This is a genomic window from Roseateles cavernae (assembly GCF_040187885.1).
Classification (GTDB): Bacteria; Pseudomonadota; Gammaproteobacteria; order Burkholderiales; family Burkholderiaceae_C; genus Roseateles_E; species Roseateles_E cavernae.
Window position 1 is genome coordinate 21,290 of record NZ_JBDPLH010000009.1, and the last position, 21,287, is coordinate 42,576.

Annotated in this window: 19 protein-coding genes and 1 pseudogene; 8 read left to right on the forward strand and 12 right to left on the reverse strand. The window is 68.6% G+C overall.

Going from position 1 to position 21,287, the window contains the following annotated elements; genetic code table 11:
* Positions 1-15: 15 nt before the first annotated feature.
* The 4 genes from ABGI63_RS20085 to ABGI63_RS20100 form a co-directional block, all read right to left on the reverse strand.
* On the reverse strand, positions 16-1,278 hold the full coding sequence (locus ABGI63_RS20085; RefSeq protein ID WP_349744213.1) for an NnrS family protein: 1,263 nt from the start codon (positions 1,276-1,278) through the stop codon (positions 16-18).
* Positions 1,262-2,032, reverse strand: coding sequence for a Crp/Fnr family transcriptional regulator (locus tag ABGI63_RS20090; protein WP_349744214.1), 771 nt, complete (start codon positions 2,030-2,032; stop codon positions 1,262-1,264). The genes ABGI63_RS20085 and ABGI63_RS20090 overlap by 17 nt, the downstream gene beginning before the upstream one ends.
* 104 nt (positions 2,033-2,136) lie before the next feature.
* Positions 2,137-3,183, reverse strand: a complete 1,047-nt coding sequence (locus tag ABGI63_RS20095; RefSeq protein WP_349744215.1) for an FAD:protein FMN transferase — start codon at positions 3,181-3,183, stop codon at positions 2,137-2,139.
* 10 nt (positions 3,184-3,193) lie between these two features.
* A complete protein-coding gene (locus ABGI63_RS20100) occupies positions 3,194-3,580 on the reverse strand; it encodes a c-type cytochrome (RefSeq protein WP_349744217.1) in 387 nt (128 codons plus the stop codon).
* Between the two features lie 190 nt (positions 3,581-3,770).
* Between ABGI63_RS20100 and nosZ the strand changes: the two genes are divergently transcribed.
* From nosZ to ABGI63_RS20135, 7 genes are all read left to right on the forward strand, one after another.
* On the forward strand, positions 3,771-5,696 hold the full coding sequence (gene nosZ, locus ABGI63_RS20105; RefSeq protein WP_349744218.1) for a TAT-dependent nitrous-oxide reductase: 1,926 nt from the start codon (positions 3,771-3,773) through the stop codon (positions 5,694-5,696).
* Between the two features lie 62 nt (positions 5,697-5,758).
* Entirely contained in the window at positions 5,759-8,377 is a 2,619-nt protein-coding gene (locus ABGI63_RS20110; RefSeq protein ID WP_349744219.1) for a 4Fe-4S binding protein, read from the forward strand.
* A complete protein-coding gene (locus ABGI63_RS20115) occupies positions 8,374-9,666 on the forward strand; it encodes a nitrous oxide reductase family maturation protein NosD (RefSeq protein ID WP_349744221.1) in 1,293 nt (430 codons plus the stop codon). The genes ABGI63_RS20110 and ABGI63_RS20115 overlap by 4 nt, the downstream gene beginning before the upstream one ends.
* On the forward strand, positions 9,656-10,600 hold the full coding sequence (locus tag ABGI63_RS20120) for an ABC transporter ATP-binding protein (protein ID WP_432767447.1): 945 nt from the start codon (positions 9,656-9,658) through the stop codon (positions 10,598-10,600). The genes ABGI63_RS20115 and ABGI63_RS20120 overlap by 11 nt, the downstream gene beginning before the upstream one ends.
* The gene (locus ABGI63_RS20125; RefSeq protein WP_262973474.1) at positions 10,597-11,430 is read left to right on the forward strand and encodes an ABC transporter permease; all 834 of its coding nucleotides are present in this window, start codon (positions 10,597-10,599) and stop codon (positions 11,428-11,430) included. The genes ABGI63_RS20120 and ABGI63_RS20125 overlap by 4 nt, the downstream gene beginning before the upstream one ends.
* A complete protein-coding gene (locus tag ABGI63_RS20130) occupies positions 11,427-11,948 on the forward strand; it encodes a nitrous oxide reductase accessory protein NosL (RefSeq protein ID WP_349744224.1) in 522 nt (173 codons plus the stop codon). Before ABGI63_RS20125 ends, ABGI63_RS20130 begins: the two co-directional genes overlap by 4 nt.
* Positions 11,949-11,953: 5 nt before the next feature.
* The gene (locus ABGI63_RS20135) at positions 11,954-12,547 is read left to right on the forward strand and encodes a nitrous oxide reductase accessory protein NosL (protein ID WP_349744225.1); all 594 of its coding nucleotides are present in this window, start codon (positions 11,954-11,956) and stop codon (positions 12,545-12,547) included.
* A gap of 37 nt (positions 12,548-12,584) precedes the next feature.
* On the opposite strand, the pseudogene ABGI63_RS20140 reads toward ABGI63_RS20135, so the two are convergent.
* Both ABGI63_RS20140 and ABGI63_RS20145 read right to left on the reverse strand, forming a co-directional pair.
* Positions 12,585-12,707 (reverse strand): annotated as a pseudogene (locus ABGI63_RS20140) (integrase core domain-containing protein); the annotation flags it as partial.
* A gap of 57 nt (positions 12,708-12,764) precedes the next feature.
* A complete protein-coding gene (locus ABGI63_RS20145; protein WP_349744227.1) occupies positions 12,765-15,689 on the reverse strand; it encodes a ligand-binding sensor domain-containing diguanylate cyclase in 2,925 nt (974 codons plus the stop codon).
* 198 nt (positions 15,690-15,887) lie between these two features.
* Here ABGI63_RS20145 and ABGI63_RS20150 point away from each other — a divergent pair, with 198 nt between their 5' ends.
* Positions 15,888-16,379 (forward strand): LapA family protein, encoded by a 492-nt coding sequence (locus ABGI63_RS20150; RefSeq protein WP_349744228.1) that lies wholly within the window; start codon positions 15,888-15,890, stop codon positions 16,377-16,379.
* Positions 16,380-16,413: 34 nt separating this feature from the next.
* Here the strand turns inward: ABGI63_RS20150 and ABGI63_RS20155 are convergent, their stop codons facing one another.
* The 6 genes from ABGI63_RS20155 to ABGI63_RS20180 all read right to left on the reverse strand — a co-directional run bounded on the left by ABGI63_RS20155 (position 16,414) and on the right by ABGI63_RS20180 (position 21,227).
* Entirely contained in the window at positions 16,414-17,037 is a 624-nt protein-coding gene (locus ABGI63_RS20155) for a DUF998 domain-containing protein (protein WP_349744229.1), read from the reverse strand.
* A gap of 199 nt (positions 17,038-17,236) precedes the next feature.
* Positions 17,237-17,770: an outer membrane lipoprotein YfiB gene (gene yfiB / locus ABGI63_RS20160; protein WP_349744230.1), complete on the reverse strand. Its 534-nt coding sequence runs from the start codon at positions 17,768-17,770 to the stop codon at positions 17,237-17,239.
* A 5-nt stretch (positions 17,771-17,775) separates the two neighbouring features.
* Positions 17,776-19,014, reverse strand: coding sequence for a diguanylate cyclase DgcN/YfiN (gene dgcN / locus ABGI63_RS20165; RefSeq protein WP_349744232.1), 1,239 nt, complete (start codon positions 19,012-19,014; stop codon positions 17,776-17,778).
* The gene (gene yfiR / locus ABGI63_RS20170; protein WP_349744234.1) at positions 19,011-19,583 is read right to left on the reverse strand and encodes a regulatory sequestration protein YfiR; all 573 of its coding nucleotides are present in this window, start codon (positions 19,581-19,583) and stop codon (positions 19,011-19,013) included. Before yfiR ends, dgcN begins: the two co-directional genes overlap by 4 nt.
* Positions 19,584-19,733: 150 nt before the next feature.
* Entirely contained in the window at positions 19,734-20,147 is a 414-nt protein-coding gene (locus tag ABGI63_RS20175; protein ID WP_349744235.1) for a hypothetical protein, read from the reverse strand.
* A 15-nt stretch (positions 20,148-20,162) separates the two neighbouring features.
* Positions 20,163-21,227 (reverse strand): outer membrane lipoprotein, encoded by a 1,065-nt coding sequence (locus ABGI63_RS20180; protein ID WP_349744236.1) that lies wholly within the window; start codon positions 21,225-21,227, stop codon positions 20,163-20,165.
* Positions 21,228-21,287 lie beyond the last annotated feature (60 nt).

Genomic DNA, 21,287 nt, shown 5'->3' on the forward strand with positions numbered 1-21,287 from the left:
CAGTAGGAGAGGGATTCAGTCCGGGCGTCCGTCGGCGCGCGGCAGGCCCCACCAGCGGCCGTAACGCAAGGTCCAGCCCAGGCAGACGGCGCCCCACAGCAGGGCGGCGGCACTCAGCAGCGGTGCTGCCCGGGCGGCGGCGACCAGCGCAGCGGCAATGCGCAGCAGCACGGCCAGTTGCAGCAGCCAGAACAGGCGCCACAGCGTGTCGTCCGCGACCACACGGCGGCCGCTATGGCCGCTGCTGACGCGACCGACCATGGCCAGCAGGATCGAGCCGAGGAAGCCCATCGTGTAGGCATGCAAGGGCGCCAGGCCCAGCGACTGCATGCCGCCAGCGCTGAGACCCTCGGACAGGCCGTCCAGCAGCAGGGCCAGGCCCAGCCAGACCAGCCCCAGATGCAGCATGGTCAGCAGGCGCGGCCGCAGACTCTGGTGGCGCGCCCACTGCAGCGCCAGCGCCAGCACGGCCAGGCCGGCTGCGGCCTCGATGCCGGCATGCAGCCACAGCAGGCCGTTCGAGCGCGGCGCCAGCAGGGCCCAGCCGCTTTGCAAGCCGAACAGCAGCAGCCAGCCGCGCAGCGGCCAGGCCTCGGCCTTCGGCAGGGCGGCGCTGCCGAAGAAGGGCAGCATGCGGTGCAGCACGGTGATGAAGGTCAGGCCGCTGAAGCCCCAGAGCGAGGCGCGACTCAGTGCCGGCAGCCGGCCCGCTTCGCCGCTCGCCAAGGCCAGCGCGGCGGCCCACAGCAGCAGAGCGCCGAGGATGCCGGCGCCGCAGACGATCTGTGTGTGCAGACGATCGGTTTCGCCGCTGGCGCGCAGCAGACCCGCAAAACGCCACAGCAAGCCGCTCCAGCCCCAGGCGACAGCCACCAAGCCGAAGCTGCCCAGCACCCGACCCAGTACGGGATCGGGACCGGCGTGAATGGCCAGCAGGAACAGCAGCCAGCCGCACAGCTGAGCCAGCACCGGCGACAGCAGGGCAGCGGCCGGCAGCGGCGTGCAGGCCAGCCAGCGCGGCCCGGCGGTGAACAGGAAACCGGCAAAGAACAGCGGCATGAAGCCCAGGCTCATCAGCAGGCCGTGGGCCGTGGCGGGCGTCAAGTTCCAGGGCAAGACATGACCCTGCAGCCGGGCCAGCATTGCCAGCGCCCACCACAAGGCGCTGCCAGCCAGCAGCAGCGCGGCGGCTGCGAAGCCAAGGCGATGCGGTGCGCTGAGCAAGCGGGCGGCTTGCCAGCGCTCGCCAGGCTTGCCGAGCTCAGGCCTTGGCGCCATGGGCCAGCGCGCCGTTGGACAGGCGTTGCAAGGCCTGTGCATCGCGGACATGAATGCGGTAGCGGTCCATGTCGATGACCCTCATATCGCAGAGCTGGCGCAGCATGCGCGAGAAGGTCTCGGGTGAGGTGCCCAGCTGCGAGGCGATGGCACGCTTGTGCTGGTTCATCACCACCGCCGATGACTGGTCGCTGGTCTGCAGTTCGTCGATCAGCCAGCCGGCGCAGCGTGCCAGCACACTCTTGGCCAACAGGTCATGGGCATCGCCGGAGACGCGGCGCACCCGCTCGGCCACCGCCGCCAGCAGGCTGCGGGCGATCTCCGGCCGCGTCACGAAGGCCTGCTCGACCTCGCGCACCGGCAGCCAGTAGGCGGATACAGCAGTCTCGGCGCGCGCGCTTTCAAGATAGTTGCCGCCTAGCCAGGCGCTCTCGGCATCTATCCAATGGCCGGCATGGATGGTGCGTGTCTGCCGCCATTGCTGCTGTTCGTCGTGGCAACCGACGCTGACCGTGCCATTGACCAGCAGCCACAAGGCGCTGGCCGGTTCGTCGGCCCGGATGAACAAGGTCTTGGCTGGAATCTTCTGGAACTGGCCCAGCTGAGCCAGTTCCAGGGCCGCGGCCGCGCTGAGCAGTCCGGGCCGGAAGGCTTTGCTGAGCGTGCCGCACAGGCCTTCGCGACTGTTGTGCGCGGGCACCAGTCGCACGGCCGCTTCGTTCGGATCGGCGAGGCGATGCTGGAAGTGGTTCATGGCAGTCTCCATCGTTCTAGGTTGAGGGCTTGATGAATGTGGCGGGCGCCGCGCATATCAATTTGCGGCAGCGCAAGCCGGTCAGGGTTTTCGTTTGCGCGGCATCAAACCTGCAGCCGCCTCGCCATCCCGGCCGACATCCAGGGGGGCGCGGCGTTGCTTGCCACGATCAGCGCATCGACCTGCGGGCGCCCGGCCAGCAAGCGTGTTCTCGCCGCCGGCCCCCCCACCATCAGCGCTGTGCCCAGGCCGTTCAGATCGGCGACGCGGCGCGCCACCAGGGCCACACCACGGACGCCGCTGCTGGGCTGGCCGCTGCGCGGGTCGAGGATGTGGTGGTAGCGCCGACCATCACGGACGAAACAACGCTCGTAGTCGCCCGAGGCGGCGACGACACCGTCGCTCAGCGCAATCAGGCCCAAAAGTCCTTGCGGCGCCCGCGGCGCACGCGGATCGAGCAGACCGATGCGCCAGTCGCGCCCTTGCAGTTGCCCACTGACCAGCACATCGCCACCGCCGTTGATCATGGCGCCCGCCAGCCCCCGGCTTTGCAGCACCCGCAGACCGGCCTCGAGAATCGGCAGCTTGGCAATGCCGCCCAGATCGATCCGCATACCACGTCGACGCAGATAAGCGCGGCTGCCCGATTCATCGATAAGCACGTCCCGGTAATTCACCAGACTCAATTGACGACGTATTTCATCCGCGCTTGGAATAACTGTTTGTGCTGGATCAAAACCCCATCCTGAAAATGCCCCAACGGTAATATCAAAGGCACCGTTGCTGTATTCGGAAACCTGCCGCGCTGTTTTCAGCACCTGCATCAATTCGGGCGCAACGACCACCGGCTGGAGCCCGGCGGCGAGCTGCAGCGCGCGCACGGCGTTGTCGGCCCGGTAGCGGCTCATCAGGTCGGCCTGGCGTGCCATCTCGGCCCAGGCGGCGGCCAGCGCTGCGCCGCTGCTGGCGGCGTTGCGGCCTTCGACGGTGATCTCTACCCTCGTGCCCATCAGCACGCGCGACTGCTGGACCACGCGCGGGTTGGCCAGCGCCGGACGCAGCCAGGCGGCCGTGGCCAGCAAGGGAAGGGCGCCGAGCAGGCGCCGGCGCCCGGCGTCCGGGCTGGACGGCTCTGGTGGAAGGGGTGACATCAGCAGGCTCTCACTGCGACTGCGCCACCATGAACTGGACGGCGGCCTTGACCTCGTCGTCGCTCAGCGCGGCGGCGCCACCACGCGCCGGCATCATGCCCTTGGCCCCGGTGAAACCCTCCAGCGCGTGCTTGTCGAGAACCGCCTGCCCTTGGGCGATGCGCGGGCCCCAATCGGCCTTGTCGCCCGGCTTGGGCGCGCCGGCCACGCCGGCGGCGTGGCACATCGCACAGGTCTTGCCGTAAATGCTCTTGCCCAGGGCGTTGTCCGCGACGGGGGCGGGCGCTGCGGTCACGGCCGGCGCCGCTGCGGCGCTCGGTGCCGGCGCGTCCTGCTGGCCGCAGCCCATCACGAAGAAGGCCGTCGCCAGCGCCATGGTCAGGTTTTTCTTGCTCATCAGATGCTCCTTGTGTGCATGGCCAGGATTCTAGGAATGAGTAATTATTTAAGGTGCATAAATTTTGCCCTTTATGAAAATGATTGATCTGGATCAGTTAGGCGCCGGGCGGGGCCGACGAACATCCGTCTGCCCAAACACTTACAGGCCCGGTCGGCAGCGCTGGCCGACCATTTCCAGAGGACTTGCAATGACCAAACAAAACGCCTCCCATGCGGCCGCAGCGGCCGGTCTCGGCCGCCGCCGGTTCATCAACACGGCCGCGCTGGCCGGCCTGGCCGGCATCGCCGCCTGTACCGACAAGGCCACCGGCACAGCCACGCCGCCGGCCGGCAGCGCACCGGCCGGTGGTGCCGGCCATGGCGCTGCCGGTGCGGTGCATCTGAAACCCGGCGAGCTCGACACTTACTACGGCCTGTGGAGCGGCGGCCATACCGGCGATATGCGGGTGCTGGGCCTGCCTTCGGGTCGCGAGATCACGCGGATTCCCTGCTTCGTGCCGGACGCACTGGTCGGCTGGGGCGTGACCAATGAATCGAAGCAGGTGATGGGCACCAAGGCCGACGGCAGCCTCAAGTACACGGTGGCGGACACCCATCACACCCATGCCTCCTACAAGGACGGCAACTACGACGGGCGCTATGCCTGGATCAACGACAAGATCAACAGCCGCATCGCGCGCATCCGGCTTGATCATTTCGTCTGCGACAAGATCACCGAGCTGCCCAATGTGCAGGGCTTCCACGGCATCTTCCCGGACAAGCGCGATCCGGTCGATCCGGCGATCAACTACACGACCCGGGTGTTCTGCGGCGCCGAGTTCTCGATCCCATTGCCCAATAGCGGCAGCGAGGACACGGGCAAGTACCACTCGCTGTTCAGCTGTGTCGATGCCGAGTCGATGGAAGTGCGCTGGCAGGTGTTGATCGACGGCAACTGCGACCTGACCGCGACCTCTTACGACGGCAAGCTGGCGGCTACCAATCAGTACAACACCGAGATGGGTGCCAAGTACGAGGACATGATGTCCTCCGAGCGCGATGCCTGCCTGTTCTTCAACGTCGCCCGCATCGAGGCGGCCGTCAAGGCCGGCAAGTTCAAGACCTATGGCGACTCCAAGGTGCCGGTTGTCGACGGCACGCTGGCCGCCAACAAGGACGCCAAGAGCGCGCTGACCGCCTATGTCTCGGTGCCGAAGAACCCGCACGGCGTCAATGCCAGCCCGGACCAGAAGTATTTCATCTGCGCCGGCAAGCTCTCACCGACCGGCACCGTGATCGAGCTGGCCAAGGTGCTGGACTGGTTCGACGGCAAGCTCGAGAAACTCGATGACGCCATCGTGGCCGAGGTCGAGCTGGGCCTGGGCCCGCTGCACACCGCCTTCGATGGGCGCGGCAATGCCTACACGACCCTGTTCCTCGACAGCCAGGTGGTGAAGTGGAATGTCGAGAAGGCGATCGCCTTCCACAAGGGCGACAAGAGCGCGAAGTATGTGGTCGACCGCATCGATGTGCAGTACCAGCCCGGCCATGTCAACGCCTCGCAGTCCGAGACGATCGCGGCCGACGGCAAGTATCTGGCGGTGGGCTGCAAGTTCTCCAAGGACCGCTTCCTGCCGGTCGGTCCGCTGCATCCGGAGAACGAGCAGCTGATCGACATCTCGGGCGAGAAGATGGTCTTGCTGGCCGACCATCCGGTGCGCGGCGAGCCGCATGACTTCATCATCTTCAAGCGCGAGTTGCTGCGCCCGAAGCAGGTCTATGCGCTCGATGATTTCCCGCTGGCCATCAAGGACCCGAAAGAGTCGGGCGTGTTCCGCAACGGCAAGAAGGTCACGATCAAGATGACCTCGCAGGCGCCGGCCTTCAGTCTGCGCGAGTTCAAGCTCAAGAGGGGGGATGAGGTGACCCTGATCCTGACCAATCTGGACAAGATCGAGGATCTGACGCACGGTTTCGCCATCCCCAAGTACAACGTCAACTTCATCGTCAACCCGCTGGAGACGGCGTCCGTCACCTTCGTGGCCGACAAGCCCGGCGTGTTCTGGTGCTACTGCACCCACTTCTGCCACGCCCTGCACCTCGAGATGCGCAGCCGCATGATCGTCGAGGCCTGAGCCTGAGCGAAGCCCCGGCGCGTCTCGAACGCGCGCCGGGGCTTGGGAAGACCGATAAAACCATGCAGTTCCTCAGACAAGTTTGTGCGGCCGCCCTGGCCGCATTTTTTCTGCTGTTGCCGAGCGCACCGGCCGTCGCCGCCGGCGCCTACGAGGCCCAGCTGCCGACCGAGCTGGCGACGGCGCGCGATCTGTGCGCGCTGCTGCCTTGCGCCGAGGTGTTTCCCGGCGCGATCGCGTTCTCCGAGCGGCTCGGATCGCCGCCCTATGTTGAAGCCTATGGCGCCGGCGAGGGCGGTGGGAAGCACGGCAAGCTGCTGGGCTATGTGATGCTGTCGACCGACATCACCGACACACCGGCCTACTCGGGCAAGCCCGTCGTGACGCTGATCGGCATGGACACGCGCGGCCGCTTCGTCGGCGTCAAGGTGCTCAAGCATTCCGAGCCCATCCTGCTGCTGGGCATTCCCGAATCGGCGCTCTTGAAGTTCAATGAGCAGTACCTCGGCAAATCGGTGGCCGACAAGCTGGAGATCGGCCAGTCGCGCCCGGACGAGGGCGTGCTGGGACTGGACGCGATCTCGGGCGCCACCGTCACGGTGATTGCGCAGAACCAGGTGATGATGGCCTCGGGTGCCGCAGTGGCGCGCCAGGTCGGCATCCTGGCGCCGACGCGGCGCGAACCGGCCCGCTATGCGCCGGCCAGGCCGGACGCCGGCTGGGCCGAGCTGGTCAAGCAGGGCAGCGTCAAGCGCCTGCAGGTGCGGTCCGAGCAACTGGGCTTGGACAAGTCCGATGAACCCTTTATCGAGCTGTGGTTCGGCGACCTGAACCATCCCGATATCGCACGCAGCCTGCTCGGCGCACAGGGTCACGACAATCTGCGTGCCCAACTGAAGCCCGGCGAGCATGCGATCTTCGTCATCCGCACAGCCGGCGCCGAGTCCTTCAAGGGGTCGGGCTTTGTGCGTGGGGGCCTCTATGACCGGGTGCAGGTCAAGCAGGGGGCGGACTCCTTCACCTTCCGCGATCTCGACTACCTGAACCTCTACGGCATCGCCGCTGCCGGCGCGCCGGCCTACACCGAGTCGGCCATCTTCGTGATCCGCTCGTCGGCGTTCTCGGCCGCCTACCCATGGAAACTGTCGCTGCTGGGCAACCGCATCGACCGCGCCACCGGCGCGCGCAGCTTCACCAGTTTCGACACGCCTTTGTGGCTGGCCGACGAGTTGCTCGACGGCGGCCGCCCGGCCATCGAGGAGGCGGCCGCACCCTGGGTCCAGGTCTGGAAGTCGCGCGCCGTCGAGATCGACCTGTTCGCCGCGCTGCTGATCGCGGTGGCCGTGGTCTATGCCTTCCGGGAGACGCTGACGCGCCGCGCCACCCACAAGAACAAATGGCCGGTCAATGCCTTCAAGTACAGCGCCTGGGCCCTGAGCATAGGCTTCGTCGGCTTCGGTGCCATGGCCCAGCCCTCCATCACCCAGGTGCTGACCTGGTTCCATGCCTTGCTGTTCCAGTGGACCTGGTCGCTGTTCCTGTCCGACCCCTTCATCTTCCTGTTCTGGATCTTCATCATCCTGACCGTGTTCCTGTTCGGGCGCGGCCTGTTCTGCGGCTGGCTATGCCCCTTCGGTTCGCTGTCGGAAGCGCTGTACAAGCTCGGCGGCCTGCTCGGCCTGAAGCGCTGGCAGGGCCATCTGCCGCGCGTCTGGCACGACCGGCTGAAGTGGCTCAAGTACGCGCTCTTCTTCGGCCTGCTGACGGTGTCGATGTTCTCTATGGGCCTGGCCGAGAGGCTGGCCGAGGTCGAGCCCTTCAAGACCACTTTTCTGGTCGGCATCACGAACCGGGCCTGGCCCTATGGCCTGTTCGTCTGCGCGCTGCTGGGGATTTCGCTGTTCATCGAGCGGCCCTACTGCAAATACATCTGCCCGCTGGGCGCGGCGCTGGCGATGCCCAGCACCTTCCGCTGGTTCGGCCTGAAGCGCAAGCAGGACTGCAACAGCTGCAAGGCCTGCGCGGTCGGCTGCGGCTCGCTGGCCATCGACGCGGACGGCCGCATCGACCACCGCGAGTGCCTGCACTGCCTGGACTGCATGGTGCTGTACACCGATGTCAAGGGCTGCCCGCCGCTGGCCAAGGAGCGCAAGCGCCGCGAGCGCGACGGGCTGGAGATCACGCCGATCGGCCGCGACGGCTACTTCATTCCCATCCATCCGGCGCCAGCGATGCCCGCCAAGGTCGCGAACGGCCCCGACCCGCGCATGCCCACAGAGGCGGTCCGGCCGCCGCACAAGGCCGACGCGCGCGGGCTGCGCTGGCTCTGGCTGGAACTGGTCGATCATCTGTGGCCCTGGAGCGCCGAGGGCTGGCGCAGGCAACGCGGCCTGCAGATCGCCGGCGGCTCGCTGGCGCTGGCAGCCAGCCTGGTCTGGCTGCTGGCCGGCAGCGGGCGGCTGTCGCCAAGTGCCGTCATCGCCTGGTGGTTCGGCTGGAGCGTCTACGAGGTGCTGATACGCCTGTCGGGCAAGCGCTATGTGAAGGACGGCCCCTGGTGGCAGGCCCACTACCGGCGCGCCTCTTGGATGGACATGCTGAGCTATGTGGGCTTCAAGAACCTGCTGATCGGCGCCGCCCTGTTCCTCAGTCTGAAGGCCCTGGGCCTGCTGCTGCCATGAGGCAACTCCTGACCCTGCTGCTGATGCTGGCCCTGGGCTGCGCCCAGGCGGCGACGCTGCGCGTGCGTCCGGGGGACTCGCTGCAGCAGGCGATCGATGGCGCAGCGGCCGGTGATGTGCTGGAGATCGAGCCCGCCCGCCATGTCGGCAACTTCGTCATCGACAAGCCGCTGACCCTGCGCGGCAGCAATCCCGCGCGGCGGCCGACGCTCAGCGGCGCGCAGCAGGGCGACACCTTGCGTATCACGGCGCCCGATGTGTGGATCGAGAGTCTGATCGTGCGCGACTCGGGCGACAGCCTGAAGGCCCAGAACGCCGGCATCTACATCCGCCCCGGCGCGCACCGCGCCGTGGTGTTGCGCTGCGACCTGAGCTACAACCTGTTCGGCCTGTGGATCGAGAAGGCCAACGATGTGCGCATCGAGGCCAATGTGATCACCGGCAAGCGCGAGTACAACTCCGCGCAGCGCGGCAACGGCGTGCAGCTCTACAACACCCGTGGCGCCCGCATCATCGGCAACAACATCGGCTTCGTGCGCGACGCGCTCTATGTCGACGTCTCGCATCACGCGATCTTCCGCGGCAACAAGCTGCACCACAGCCGCTACGGCAGCCACTACATGAACTCCTACTTCAATCTGTGGGAGGACAACGACAGCTACTACAACCGCGGTGGCCTGGCGCTGATGGAGGTGCGCGACCAGATCGTGCGCAACAACCGTACCTGGGGCAACTCCGACCACGGCATCATGCTGCGCACCCTGCAGGACTCGGTGGTCGAGCGCAATATCGTCGCTGGCAACAACCGCGGTTTCTTCATCTACGACGTCGAATACGCGACCCTGCGTGGCAATCTGGTGGTCGACAACCGCGTCGGTGTTCATCTGGCCGCCGGCTCGACCCGCAACCTGGTTCAGGGCAACGACTTCATCGCCAACCGGGAACAGGTGCGCTATGTCGGCGCGCGCGACGAGGCCTGGGGCGCCCGGTCAGCAAAACCGGACGAAGCCGCCCAGGGCAACCACTGGAGCAACTACCTCGGTTGGGACCGGGACGGCGATGGCGCCGGCGACATTCCCTACGAGGCCAATGACATGGTGGACCGGCTCAGCTGGCGCCACCCCGGCATCAAGCTGCTGCTGGCCAGCCCGGCCGTGCAGGCCCTGCGCCTGGTCGGGCGGCAATTCCCCGTGCTGCGCGTGCCCAGCGTCGTCGACGCCGCGCCGCGCATGCATCCCCAACACAAAGACTGGAGTGCCTGGCGTGACAAGCATTACCCTGGCCCTTGATCGCCCGAGATCAGAACCGACGAACCCGGCGATCGCGCTGCGTGGTGTCAGCAAGCGCTTTGGCGCGGTCACCGCGGTCGACAGCGTCGATCTGCAAGTGCAGCGCGGCGAGCTGTTCGGCCTGATCGGCCACAACGGCGCAGGCAAGAGCACCTTGTTCAAGATGATGCTGGGCCTGATCCCGGTCAGCACCGGCGCAATCACGGTGGCCGGAGCCGCGGTCAGCGGCCCCGACTTCCGCGCCGCGCGCCGCCAGATCGGCTACCTGCCCGAGAACCTGGTGCTCTACGACAACCTCAGCGGCCTCGAGACGCTGCGCTTCTTCGCCCGGCTCAAGGGCGCGGAGGCTGCCGGCTGCCCGGCGCTGCTGGATCGCGTGGGCCTGGGCAGCAGTGGCGCCAAGCCGGTGCGCGACTACTCCAAGGGCATGCGCCAGCGCCTGGGTTTCGCCCAGGCCCTGCTGGGCCGGCCGCAGGTGCTGTTCCTCGATGAGCCGAGCAACGGCCTGGATCCGTCGGCGATCCGCGATTTCTATGCCGCGCTGCAGGAATTGCGCGCCCAGGGCGTCACGGTGCTGATCACCTCCCACATCCTGGCCGAGCTGCAGCAGCGGGTGGATCGCCTGGCCATCATGGCCAACGGCCGCATCCAGGCGCTGGGCAGTGTGCAGGCCTTGCGCGAGCAGCAGGATCTGCCGCTGACGATCAGCCTGCGCATCGACCCACCGAGCCTGCCGGCATTGCGGGTGTCGCTGCAGGCGATGCCGGCCTTGCGGCTGAGTGGCAAGAGCGACGCAACGGGCGCGCTGGAGCTGCAATGCCCGCGGGCGCACAAGATGGCGGCGCTGGCCCTGCTGGCCGGCCGGGTGCTGGACCTGCAGATCCGCGAGCCCTCGCTGGAGGATCTGTTCTTCGAGCTGAGGGCTGCCGCATGAGTTTCCTGCCCGATATCGAAGGGCGCCAGGTCATGGCGCTGGCGGCCAAGGAGTTCCGCGACCGCATGCGCAACCGCTGGGTGCTGGCCGTGGCGCTGGTGTTCGCGGTGTTCTCGCTGGTGATCAGCTATTTCGGCGCTGCGGCCCAGGGTCAGCTGGGACCCCGCTCGATCGAATTCGTGATCGCCAGCCTGGTCAGCCTGGTGATCTATCTGATCCCGCTGATCGCGCTGCTGCTGGGCTTCGATGCCATCGTCGGCGAGCGCGAGCGCGGCTCGCTGGACCTGCTGCTGGCCTTGCCGATCACGCGGCTGGAGCTGCTGCTGGGCAAGTACCTGGGTCTGGCCGCGGCGCTGACCCTGTCGACCCTGGCGGGCTTCGCCCTGGTCGCGGGGCTGCTATGGCGCCAGTTCGGCTGGGCCGGCTTGTACCAGTACCTGGGCTTCATGCTCAGCTCGGTGCTGCTGGGCCTGGCCTTCCTGAGCCTGGCGCTGCTGCTGTCGGTGCTGGCGCGCGAGCGCAGCAAGGCCTCGGGTCTGGCGATCGCGCTGTGGTTCGGCTTCGTGCTGGTGTTCGACCTGCTGATGCTGGGCCTGCTGGTGGCCAGCGGCGGCGAGTGGGGCGGCCAGGCCCTGGCCTATGTACTGCTGCTGAACCCCACCGATGTGTTCCGCATCCTCAATGTGTTTTCGCTGGACCAGGTGCGCAGTCTTTACGGCCTGGCCAGCATCGTGCCGCCCGCCTTGGCCAATCCCTGGCTGATGGGCGGGGCGATGCTGGCCTGGATTGCTGCGCCGCTGGCCTTGGCAAGCTGGAGATTCAAACCATGACCATCAATCGACGACATCTGATGCTGGCCGCAGTGGCCGGCCTCTCCGGGCTGGCCGGCTGCGGCGAGAAGCGCGATGGCAGCGCCATCGCGTTGGAGATCGAAGCCGGCAGCACCTGCGACCTGGACGGCATGCTGCTGGCGGACTATCCCGGACCCAAGGCCCAGATCCATTTCGCCGGCCAGGCCCAGCCCAGCTGGTACTGCGACACGGTGGAAATGTTCAACACCCTGCTGCGACCCGAGCAGGCGAAGGCCATCCGCGCGGTCTATGTGCAGGACATGGCGCTGGCCGACTGGGAGCAGCCGCGCGGCCATTGGTTCGACGCCCGCAGCGGCTTCTATGTGCTGGGCAGCCGGCGGCATGGCTCGATGGGCCCGACGGCGGCGAGCTTTCGCAAGCCCTCCGACGCACAGGCCTTCGCCGCCGCCCATGGCGGCAAGGTGCTGGCCTATGCCGAGGTCAGGCCCGAGATGGTGGACCTCAGTGGCGGCGCGCTGCACGACAGCCGCATGTAGAGCCGATGCCGGGATACCGAAGTCGCAGGCCGCTGGCCTTGCTGAGCCTGTCATTGCTGCTGGGCAATCAGGGCGGTTCAGCGCCCCGGCCGGCGCTGGAGCCCGCTGCCGAGGTCTGCGTGGTTGCGCCGCCGACGCCGCACGACCCTCGTTCGGGCCTGGCGCTGCTGGCGCCGCGATCGGTGCCGGCCGAGGCGCGCTGCCCGGTCTGCGGCATGTTCCCCGCTCGCGCGCCCGACTGGGCGGCCCAGGTGGTCTTCGACAACGGCGACACCCAGTTCTTCGACTCGCCGCTGAGCCTGCTGATCTATCTGCAGGATGTGGGCCGCTACACCCGCGGCCGTCGTGCCGGCGAGATCGCCGGCAGCTATGTGCGGTCCAGCCAGGGCGGGGGCTGGCTGCTGGCTCGCGATGCCATCTATGTGCAGGGCTCGGCCGCCCTGGGGCCGATGCGTGCCGGCAATCTGCCGGCCTTTGTCGACCGCGCCAGCGCACAGCGCTTTGCGGCCGAGCAGGGCGGGGCGCTGCTGACCATGGCGCAGATCACGCCGCAGTTGCTGGCGCGGCTGGATGCGCGCCGCGCGCTGCATCGGCATTGACCGCCGGCTTCGGGACGAGCTGGCGGCAGCGGGTCTGGAACCCGTGCTCGTTCAGGCATTCGTCGCGGAACTTGCCGTTGAAACTCTCGATGTGGTCGTTCTGCAGGGGTCGCTCCGGCTGGCTCAGGATGTGCCGAATGCCGTGAGCCATGGTCCATCGCGACGTCCACGCCCTGTCCACACCCTCGTGCGACAAATCGTCATCCACGGTCCGTGCTCAGGCCACCCGGTTGCGTCCCTGCTGCTTGGCCTGGTAGAGCGCGGCGTCGGCCACCGCGACCAGTGATTCGATCGATTGAGTGTCGGACGGCACGCAGGATGCCACACCGAGGCTGAGTGTGATGACGGGCATGACCGGCGATCCCGGGTGCGGGATCGCCAGCGCCTCGCAGGCCCTGCGTATGCTCTCGGCCATCGCGCTCGCCGCCGCATGATCGGCGCCAGGAAGCAGCACGACGAATTCCTCGCCGCCATAGCGGGCGGCGAGATCGCCGGCGCGGCTCACCGCCTGCCGGAATACATCGGCCACCGCAACCAGGCAGCGGTCGCCCTGTGGATGGCCGAGCAGGTCGTTGTAGAGCTTGAAGCCGTCGATGTCGGCGATCACCACGGCCAGCGCGCTGTGCCCGCGCCGTGCGCGGCGCCATTCCTCGGCCAGCATCTCGTCGAAGCGACGGCGATTCGCCAGTCCGGTCAGCGAGTCGATGAAGGACAGGCGGGACAGATGCTCGTTGGCCTGCCGCAGCTCATCGGTGCGCTGTGCCACCAGGCGCTCCATCTCCAGCTGCCGCGCCCGCAGATGGCGGGTGCGCAGGCGAAACAGCGCCACCACGGCCGCCACCGCGGCCAGCAGGGCCAGCGCCAGGAACCAGAGGGTCTGATAGACATGCGGCCTGACCCTGATCGCCAGCGCGGGCTCGAGCTCGCTCCAGCGCTGGCCGTCGATGCTGGCCGCGACCCGGAAGCGGTAGCGGCCATGGGGCAGGGCCGGGAATGCCGCCTCGCGCCCCTGTCCGGCATCGACCCATCCCTGGCCGATGCCATCCATCCGGTAGCGGAAACGCACCCGGTCGGCGTGCTGCAGGGTCATCGCCGTGTAGCGGATGCGCAGCGGCACCGACCCCGGCAGCAGCACGATCTCGCCCTCGACCGGCCCATGGGCGTCGCCCACGCGCACCTGTTCCAGGCGCACGCGGGGCGGCGCGTCCATGCCCGGCAGCCGGGCGGGGTCGACGATGACCAGTCCCTTGGCCGAGGGCAGCCACAGATGGCCTTTCGCATCGATCGCGCCGGCCGGTTGCAGGCCGCCGGCAAAGGTCGTGCCGCGCAGCGCATCGCCAGGGCCGAAGCCTGCCGAGCGGACCCGGGCCAGCCGCCCCTCGGCAAAGGCATCGAGGTCGGCGCGGGCGACGCGGTAGAAACCGCGGTTGCAGCTCATCCACAGATAGCCCAGGCGGTCTTCCAGAATCGTCTGCGACAGGCCGTCCCACAGACCGTCGCTCGTGCGTATGCCGACCAGCTTGCCGTCGCGCAGCCGGTTCATGCCCTCGCCATTGGTGCCGATCCAGAGGCTGGAGGCCGCATCCTCATACAGGGCCATGATCCAGTTCGAGACCAGGCCATCGGCCTTGGTCAGCGTGTGGAAGACGCCGTCGCGCCAGCGCACCAGGCCCTGGCCGGTGGTGCCGAACCACAGCGTGCCCGCACGGTCCTCCAGAATGGCCGCCACGCCCTCCTGCGGCAGGCCATCGGCCTGGACGGCTGTGAAGCCCTGGCCGTCGAAGCGCGCCAGGCCGGCGCGGGTGCCGGCCCACAGCACACCGCGGCTGTCCTGGTAGAGCGCGCGCACCTCGGCATTGGGCAGGCCCTGGGCGAGGCCATAGATGCTGATGCGGCCATCGGCGGCCAAGCGGGTGACGCCGGCCGTGTAAGTGCCTATCCACAACGCGCCGTCGCGGTCCTCATGAATGCTGGAGATCTCCTCGGTGGGCAGGCCCTCGGCCGTGCCCAGCCGGGTGATGCGACCGGCTTCGATGCGGTTGAGCCCGCCGCCGGCCGTCGATACCCAGCTGACCCCGTTGCGGGCATGCAGCACGGCGCGGACGTTGTCGTGCGACAGGCCCTCGGGCGCGCCGAACACGCCGAACGGGCGCGTGCGCAGGCGGTTCAGACCGCTGACCCAGGTGCCCACCCAGACGCTGCCTTCGCGATCGACCTGCATCGACCAGATCTGATCGCCGGCCAGCCCGCCGGCGCTGGCGATCGAGCTGAAGCGGCCGGCGCTCATGCGGCTGATGCCGGCCCCCCAGCTGCCTATCCAGAGATTGCCTTGCGGGTCACGCGCCAGCGCGGTCAGGTGGTCGGTGGGCAGGCCGTCGGCAACGCTGTAGATCCGGATGCCGGCCTTGCCGACATGGACCAGGCCGGCGCCGGCCGTCGCGGCCCAGACGCCGCCGTCCGGGTCGGCCAGCACCGAGCGCACCTGCAGATGCGGAAAGCCGTTCGAGGGGTCGAAGACCCGGAAGCGACCTTCGCTCATCGACACCAGACCGCCGCCGGAGGTGGCGATCCACAGCACGCCGTCGCGGTCGAAACTCAGACCGCGCAGGCGGTCGGTGGGCAGGCCATCCGCCTGCTGGTAGAGCCGGGTGCTGCCCTTGTCCCAGCGCAGCAGGCCATTCTCGGTGGCCGCCCACACGGCACCGTCGCGCGCCTGGGCAAAGGCCCAGACCCGTCGCCCGCCGGTCAGCTCGCTGGACAGCGCGCTGCGAAACTTGCCGCCCTGGTAGATCGTCGCGCCTTTGGCATGGCCGATCCAGAGCTGCTGCTGGGCATCCTCCATGAAGCCGAAGACAGGCTGGGCGGCCAGGTCCGGCGCCTGGCTCGCATCGAAGCTGGTGAAGTGCGCGCCATCGAAACGGGCCAGGCCACCGGCCGTGCCGACCCACAGATAGCCATCGCTGCTCTGGAACAACGCCTGCACGGTGTTCAGCGGCAGGCCTTGCTCGGTCTGCCAGCCGTCGATCTTGTACTGGCTCAGCGAACTCGGCAGCTCGTTGAGCGCCCGCGCCGGCAGGGTTGCCAGCATCCAGCCCAGGGTGAGGGCGCCGCAAAGCCGGGCCAGCAGTCTTGCAAGCGTCATCGGGAGCAGGGGGCTTGGGTCGGTCAAAGAGTGGCGGGGGCGGGCTCGGCCCTGGACCGGCGGACGTGATCAGCGTCGCTGCCACCGGACGGGCTCGGGTATTTTACGAGACCGGGCTGACAGGCCTGTTGGCGGCCGATGGTGTTAGGGTCGGGTCGTGCGCGGTGGCTCCTCACCGAGCGCCTGTCAGGAGAAGCGATGATGAACTTGCGTGCGATGGCCATAGCCCTGGTACTGGCCTTGCTGGCTATTTTTGCAATGCTGAACTGGGTGCCGTTCACGACACCGACACCGCTGACCCTCGGGTTCACCGATGTGAGCGCGCCGCTGGGCCTGATCATGCTGGTCGTCACCGGCGGGGTCAGCGCCTTGTTCCTGATCTACATCCTGTTCCAGCAGGCCGGTGTGATCATGGAGTCGCGCCGCTTTGCCAAAGACCTGAAGGCGCAGCGCGAGCTGGCCGATCAGGCCGAGGCCTCGCGCTTCACCGAGCTGCGCGGCTTTCTGGAGGCCGAGCTGCGCCGCATCGAGGCGCAGAGCGCTGCGGTCGGGCGTGAGACGGCGGCCCGGGTCGAGCAGCTGGAGCAGCGGCTGCTGCAGCAGCTGGGTGAGTCGACCCGCAGCCTGTCGGCCTATGTCGGCGAGGTGGACGACAAGCTCGACCGGGCCCTGCCGCCGCGCGCACCCTGAACCCACCCGAAGTTGGCCCCGGGCTAGCAGCGGGTCAGGCGCCCTGACGCAGGATCTTGAATCCCAGGGCGACGACAACAGCCCAGCCCACCACCCCCGAGGCATAGAAGGCCAGGCCGGTGGCAACGACATTGCTCATCCCCAGAGCGACCAGCACGGGCATGGCAAGGCCGGCCAACGCACAAAACACGACCCATGGCACCGAGCCCGCCGCCCAGAAGTTCGCGGCCAACACGAAGCAGGCGATGATCAGGGCACCGAAGGCCAGCATGAAGGCGATGCTGTGCAGCACGGCGGGGGTGCTCATCACCGGCTGCAGGTCTTCGGGCGTTCCGGGAGGAAAGCCCAGGGCCGCTGGCGCCGGAAACACCCCCGCCATCGCCAGGCCGAGGCCGTAAAGGCCCAGCAGCAGCGGCGCGGCCAGCGCTCCCGTGGCGCGCCAGACGCCGGCGGCAAACAGCATCGTCAGCCCACCGCTGATGATGAAGGTGGCGGTCATCACCCAGCCTCGGTCGCCCAGGCTGAGCATGCTGACGGCATGCCTGGACAGGTTGAACCCCGGGCGAATCAGGCTCTCCACGGTTGCCACCAGCAGGAAGAGGCCCGCAGCGGCAACACCGGCCATCAGCAGGGATTGTGTGGTTTGATCATTCGTCATGTGTGTCGGTCTCAGAAGGTAGGAATCGCAGAGAGGAGGCCCCTCTGAGTCACGACGAACAAAGCTACGATGAATCGACATGGGCCATGCCGGCCCGGGGGGCCATCCGCCGATCGGGGCCGAGCCCAACGAGAAGGAAGAGTGGGCGCATGGCCGTGCCGCGCCCTACAGCTTGGGCGCGAGCAGCCGAGCTGATCGCTCAGGACGAGGGCGCGATCAGCGCGACGCGCCGGTTCTGCGCGCGGCCACTCTCGCTGGCGTTGTCGGCGATCGGCTTGTCCTTGCCGAAGCCGCGCACCACCAGGCGCTCGGACTTCATGCCGGCGCCGGCCAGCACCTGGGCCACGACGGCGGCGCGGCGCTGCGACAGGCGCTGGTTGTAGTCGGCCTCGCCGACGTTGTCGCTATGGCCCTCGATCCGCAGGCCGTCGATGCCCACCTCGCTGAGTGCGCGCGCGATGCGCTGCAGATTGGCGCGCTGCTGCAGGTCCAGCTGCTCCGAGTTGAACTCGAACAGCAGGCTGGCCGCCAGGCTCAGCTCCCAGCCATCGCCCTGGGCCACGAAACCCAGATCGCGAAAGACCTGGGCCTGCTGCGCGGTCCAGATCGAAGCCGGTGCGGCGGGCACCGGCGGCGCATGCTGGCAAGCCTGCAGCACCAGAGCGGCCAGAGCGGCCAGCAGCAGGCGCAGCGGGGTGCGCAAGATTCCATCGAAGGGGCGGGTACTGCTCATGGCGATCAACTCTGGGCTGGTGAACTGCGGGAAGGGGCGGTTTGCTTGCTGCGGTACATCGCCGCATCGGCGGCCCGGAACAGCGCCTCGGCGCTGTCGCCGTCATCGGGGAACACGGCCACACCGACGCTGATACCGGGCACCACGCTGCCGGCGCCATGCAGTGCTACTGGCACCGACACGGCCGAGCGGATCTGCTGCACCACGCTCTGGGCATCGCTGGCATGGCGCAGCGGCTCGATCAGCACGACGAACTCGTCGCCACCGAGCCGGCCGACCAGGTCGTTCTCGCGCACCGCACTGCGCAGGCGTTGCGCCACGGCGGTCAGCACCAGATCGCCGGCCTCATGGCCATGGTGGTCGTTGATCTGCTTGAACTTGTCGGCATCGACGAACAGCAGGCCCAGGCTGGTGCCGGCGCGGCGGGCGCGCGCTATGGCCTGGGCCAGGCTGTGCTCGAAATGGGCGCGGCTGGCCGCGCCGGTCAGGCTGTCGTGGCGCGATTGGAAGGACAGTGCCTCATGGTCGGACTGCAGGGCCTGGTGCCGGCGCAGCAGCTCGGCCTCGCGGGCCTGCACCTCGGCCAGCAGCGCATTGAAGTCGGCGCTCAGCTCATCGATCTCCAGTACCGTGGCCGGCGGTGCGCGCCGCGCGAAAGCACGCTCGTTGCGGATCGCGCGGGTATGGGCGGCCAGTGCGCGCAGCGGGTCGACCAGCAGGTGTTCGAGCCGGCGCGACACCAGGGCCACGGCCACGCCGGTCAGCGCCATGCCCAGCAGCACGCCGGCCAGCGACCACAGCAAGGCGGTCAGCAGCAGGCGGCTGTCGCCGCGCAGATGCACGGTGGCCGCCATGCCGCGGCGGCCGTCGCTGATCGGCGCGCTGGCCTCGACCGGCAGCAGCCAGCGCGCCAGCGTCCGGTCGAGCAGACCCTCATCGCCGCGCTGGTAGCTGCTCAGCGCCTCGCCCGAGGCCAGCGTGATGCGGGCGCTGGCGATGCCCTCGCTTTCGGCCACGGCGGCCAGCAGCTCGCGCGACGCATCGGCATCGCGGAACACGACGGCGGCTTCGGCCGAGTAGGCGATCGAGCGCGCCACCAGCTCGAGGTTGTGCTGCTGCGACAGGCGCAGCGACAGCAGCAGGCCCAGGGTCAGCACCGAGCCGACGGCCAGCAGCGCCACCAGCGCCACGCGCAGATGACCGCGCCGCAGCATGGCGCCGAGGCTGGTGCGCTTGTCGCTCATGAGGAGCTGGCCGCGCGCGGGCGGGCCAGGCGCAGCACCAGCGGATTGACGCGCAGACCGCTGCGCGCCACCGCGTCCAGATTGACCTCGAAGCGCAGGCCCGTGGCGGCCGGCTCCAGGCAGAACAGGCCGCCATCGCTGCAGAACTCGGGGCCGCGGCCCAGGGTCAGCACCGGCTTGGCGGCCAGGCTGCGCAGCGCAGCGCGCTGGGCCTCAAGCTCCCAGCCGTCGAAATAGACCGCATCGCAATCGGTGGGCAAGGGCAGCAGCGCCTCGATGGCACGGGCGCGCAGCGGCCGGCCCGATTTGGCCTGCTCCAGGTGGGCGAGGATGGCGGCCGCCTCGGCGGCCTGGCGGCTGATGCAGACCTGAAGCAGCCGGGCTTCGCCCGGCCAGGCCGTGTAGTTCAGGATGCCGACCATGATGGCACCGGTGCTCAGGGTCGAGTCGGCCACTGTCAGGCCGCGCGGCGGCATGGCGTCCTCGGCGGCGCTGGCGCGGCCGGCCAGTACGAGCCCCGCAAGCACAGCCCAGATCCAGGGGCGCATCAGCAGGGGCAGAAAACTCATGGGCAGTCAGATCGTTCGGGCGGGCACGCCGCATGCGGCGGGGGCCACCCAGTCAGGAGGCCCCCAGTTTACTTGGGCCGGCCTGGCCCACCCATCCCGTGACTGGGCGTCAGGCCGCGTCTGTCGGGGATCGGCCCGGGGGCCGCCTGTTCAGGGCGCCGAGGCGGCGCTGGCCGCCGGTGCGACCGACTTGCTGATGATCTGGCGCACGATCACACCTTCGGCGACGCTGCCGCTGCTGCTGCCCTGGCCGTGCACCAGCCGCTCGCAGTCGGCCCGTTCGGCTGCGGGCACGCGCTCGCAGCGCGCCAGCGCATTGGCCAGATAGTCGGGCCGGGCCTGCGCGCCCGGCTGGGCGCGGCGCGCCTCGGCCAGCGCCGCGCCGGCTTCCTTCAGACAGGTCTCGCGGCTCTGGCTGCTGCGGCCCTCCAGGCAGACGGCCCGCTCGGTCCGGTACCGGGACTGGGCACTGTCGGCGCCCGCTGGGGCGGCGCCGGCCGCCGCAGCGGCCAGCAGCAGGCTCAGGCCTGCGGCCAGCGAGAAGAGGCTTGTGTGCTGTGTCATGGTGGACTCCGGCGTTCAGGTTTGCGGGCTGAGCTGGCCGTCGCGCAGCCGGACCTTGTCGCCGGTCTTGAAATCGGGCGGGTTGTCGAAGCTCAGCATCTGCTGGCTGCCATCCTGCATGCGCAGCTGCACCTCGTAGACCTGCTTCTTGTCGCCGCGCTTCTGGATCTCCCGGCCCAGCACCGCGCCGCCCACCGTGCCGACCACCTGGGCGGCGGTGCGTCCGCTGCCCTTGCCGACCTGGCTGCCCAGCACCGCGCCCAGCAGGCCGCCGGCCACCGCACCGCCGACATAGCGGCCATCACCTTCGACCTCGACCCGGTTCACTGCCAGCACGGTGGCGCAGTCGGAGCAGGCCACGGCGGGCCGCAGGCTGCTCAGGCGCTTGGCATCGAGCGCGTTCTCCAGCGTGGTGCTGGTGCTGCGGTCGCCGACTTTCAAGCGGGCGACGATGGGATTGCTCGGGTTCAGGCGGTCGCTGTCGCGTATCGTGTAGACGCCGTCGTACTGGCCCGGTCGGCTCTCGTCGAGACGGAAACGCTCCTGGGCGCCGACCAGGCGCACGACGGCGCGCCCACCGGGCGTGCCGCGCAGCGTGAAGTGCAGCTGCTTGCCGGCCTGGCGATCGCCGCCATGGCGGACCTCGAAGCGTTCGATCACCGGCGCGCCGCCGGCCTCGGCGGCTGCACCGGTCTGCCAGCCGCTTTGCAGCACCTCATCGAGCACGGCCGAGCCGACCTTGTTGCCATGGCGCAGATTGGCGCTGACCTGGGCATTGGGCTGCAGGCGGTCACGCTGGCTGATGGTGTAGACGCCCTTGTAGACGCCGGGGCCGGTCTCGATCAGGCTCAGCGGCCGCTGCGCGCCGTCGATCTGCAAGGAGGCCTGGGCGCCGGGCGTGCCCCAGACCGTGAAGCCGAGCTCGGTGCCCGGGCTCAGCTGCGGCACCTGCTCGACATCAAAACCGGTGATGCGCGGTGTGGTGGCGACGGCGCGGTAAGGCGTGGTCTGGGCCAGCGCGGCAGGCATCTGGCTCAGGGTGATGGCGCAGGCCATGGCCAATGTCGTGAGTTTCTTCATTGCGAATCTCCTGTGTCTGAGTCTGTGGCTGACTGTGCGGCGTGCCGGCAGCGCAGGCGA

Excerpts from the sequence above, each read along its gene's own strand:
- ABGI63_RS20100 (WP_349744217.1), bottom strand. The coding sequence starts at position 3,580 with ATGAGCAAGAAAAACCTGACCATGGCGCTGGCGACGGCCTTCTTCGTG.
- ABGI63_RS20115 (WP_349744221.1), top strand. The coding sequence starts at position 8,374 with ATGAGGCAACTCCTGACCCTGCTGCTGATGCTGGCCCTGGGCTGCGCC.
- ABGI63_RS20090 (WP_349744214.1), bottom strand. The coding sequence starts at position 2,032 with ATGAACCACTTCCAGCATCGCCTCGCCGATCCGAACGAAGCGGCCGTG.
- ABGI63_RS20125 (WP_262973474.1), top strand. The coding sequence starts at position 10,597 with ATGAGTTTCCTGCCCGATATCGAAGGGCGCCAGGTCATGGCGCTGGCG.
- yfiB (WP_349744230.1), bottom strand. The coding sequence starts at position 17,770 with ATGAGCAGTACCCGCCCCTTCGATGGAATCTTGCGCACCCCGCTGCGC.
- ABGI63_RS20145 (WP_349744227.1), bottom strand. The coding sequence starts at position 15,689 with ATGACGCTTGCAAGACTGCTGGCCCGGCTTTGCGGCGCCCTCACCCTG.
- nosZ (WP_349744218.1), top strand. The coding sequence starts at position 3,771 with ATGACCAAACAAAACGCCTCCCATGCGGCCGCAGCGGCCGGTCTCGGC.
- ABGI63_RS20095 (WP_349744215.1), bottom strand. The coding sequence starts at position 3,183 with ATGTCACCCCTTCCACCAGAGCCGTCCAGCCCGGACGCCGGGCGCCGG.
- ABGI63_RS20150 (WP_349744228.1), top strand. The coding sequence starts at position 15,888 with ATGATGAACTTGCGTGCGATGGCCATAGCCCTGGTACTGGCCTTGCTG.
- ABGI63_RS20180 (WP_349744236.1), bottom strand. The coding sequence starts at position 21,227 with ATGAAGAAACTCACGACATTGGCCATGGCCTGCGCCATCACCCTGAGC.
- ABGI63_RS20110 (WP_349744219.1), top strand. The coding sequence starts at position 5,759 with ATGCAGTTCCTCAGACAAGTTTGTGCGGCCGCCCTGGCCGCATTTTTT.
- dgcN (WP_349744232.1), bottom strand. The coding sequence starts at position 19,014 with ATGAGCGACAAGCGCACCAGCCTCGGCGCCATGCTGCGGCGCGGTCAT.
- ABGI63_RS20085 (WP_349744213.1), bottom strand. The coding sequence starts at position 1,278 with ATGGCGCCAAGGCCTGAGCTCGGCAAGCCTGGCGAGCGCTGGCAAGCC.
- ABGI63_RS20135 (WP_349744225.1), top strand. The coding sequence starts at position 11,954 with ATGCCGGGATACCGAAGTCGCAGGCCGCTGGCCTTGCTGAGCCTGTCA.
- ABGI63_RS20175 (WP_349744235.1), bottom strand. The coding sequence starts at position 20,147 with ATGACACAGCACACAAGCCTCTTCTCGCTGGCCGCAGGCCTGAGCCTG.
- ABGI63_RS20130 (WP_349744224.1), top strand. The coding sequence starts at position 11,427 with ATGACCATCAATCGACGACATCTGATGCTGGCCGCAGTGGCCGGCCTC.
- ABGI63_RS20155 (WP_349744229.1), bottom strand. The coding sequence starts at position 17,037 with ATGACGAATGATCAAACCACACAATCCCTGCTGATGGCCGGTGTTGCC.
- yfiR (WP_349744234.1), bottom strand. The coding sequence starts at position 19,583 with ATGAGTTTTCTGCCCCTGCTGATGCGCCCCTGGATCTGGGCTGTGCTT.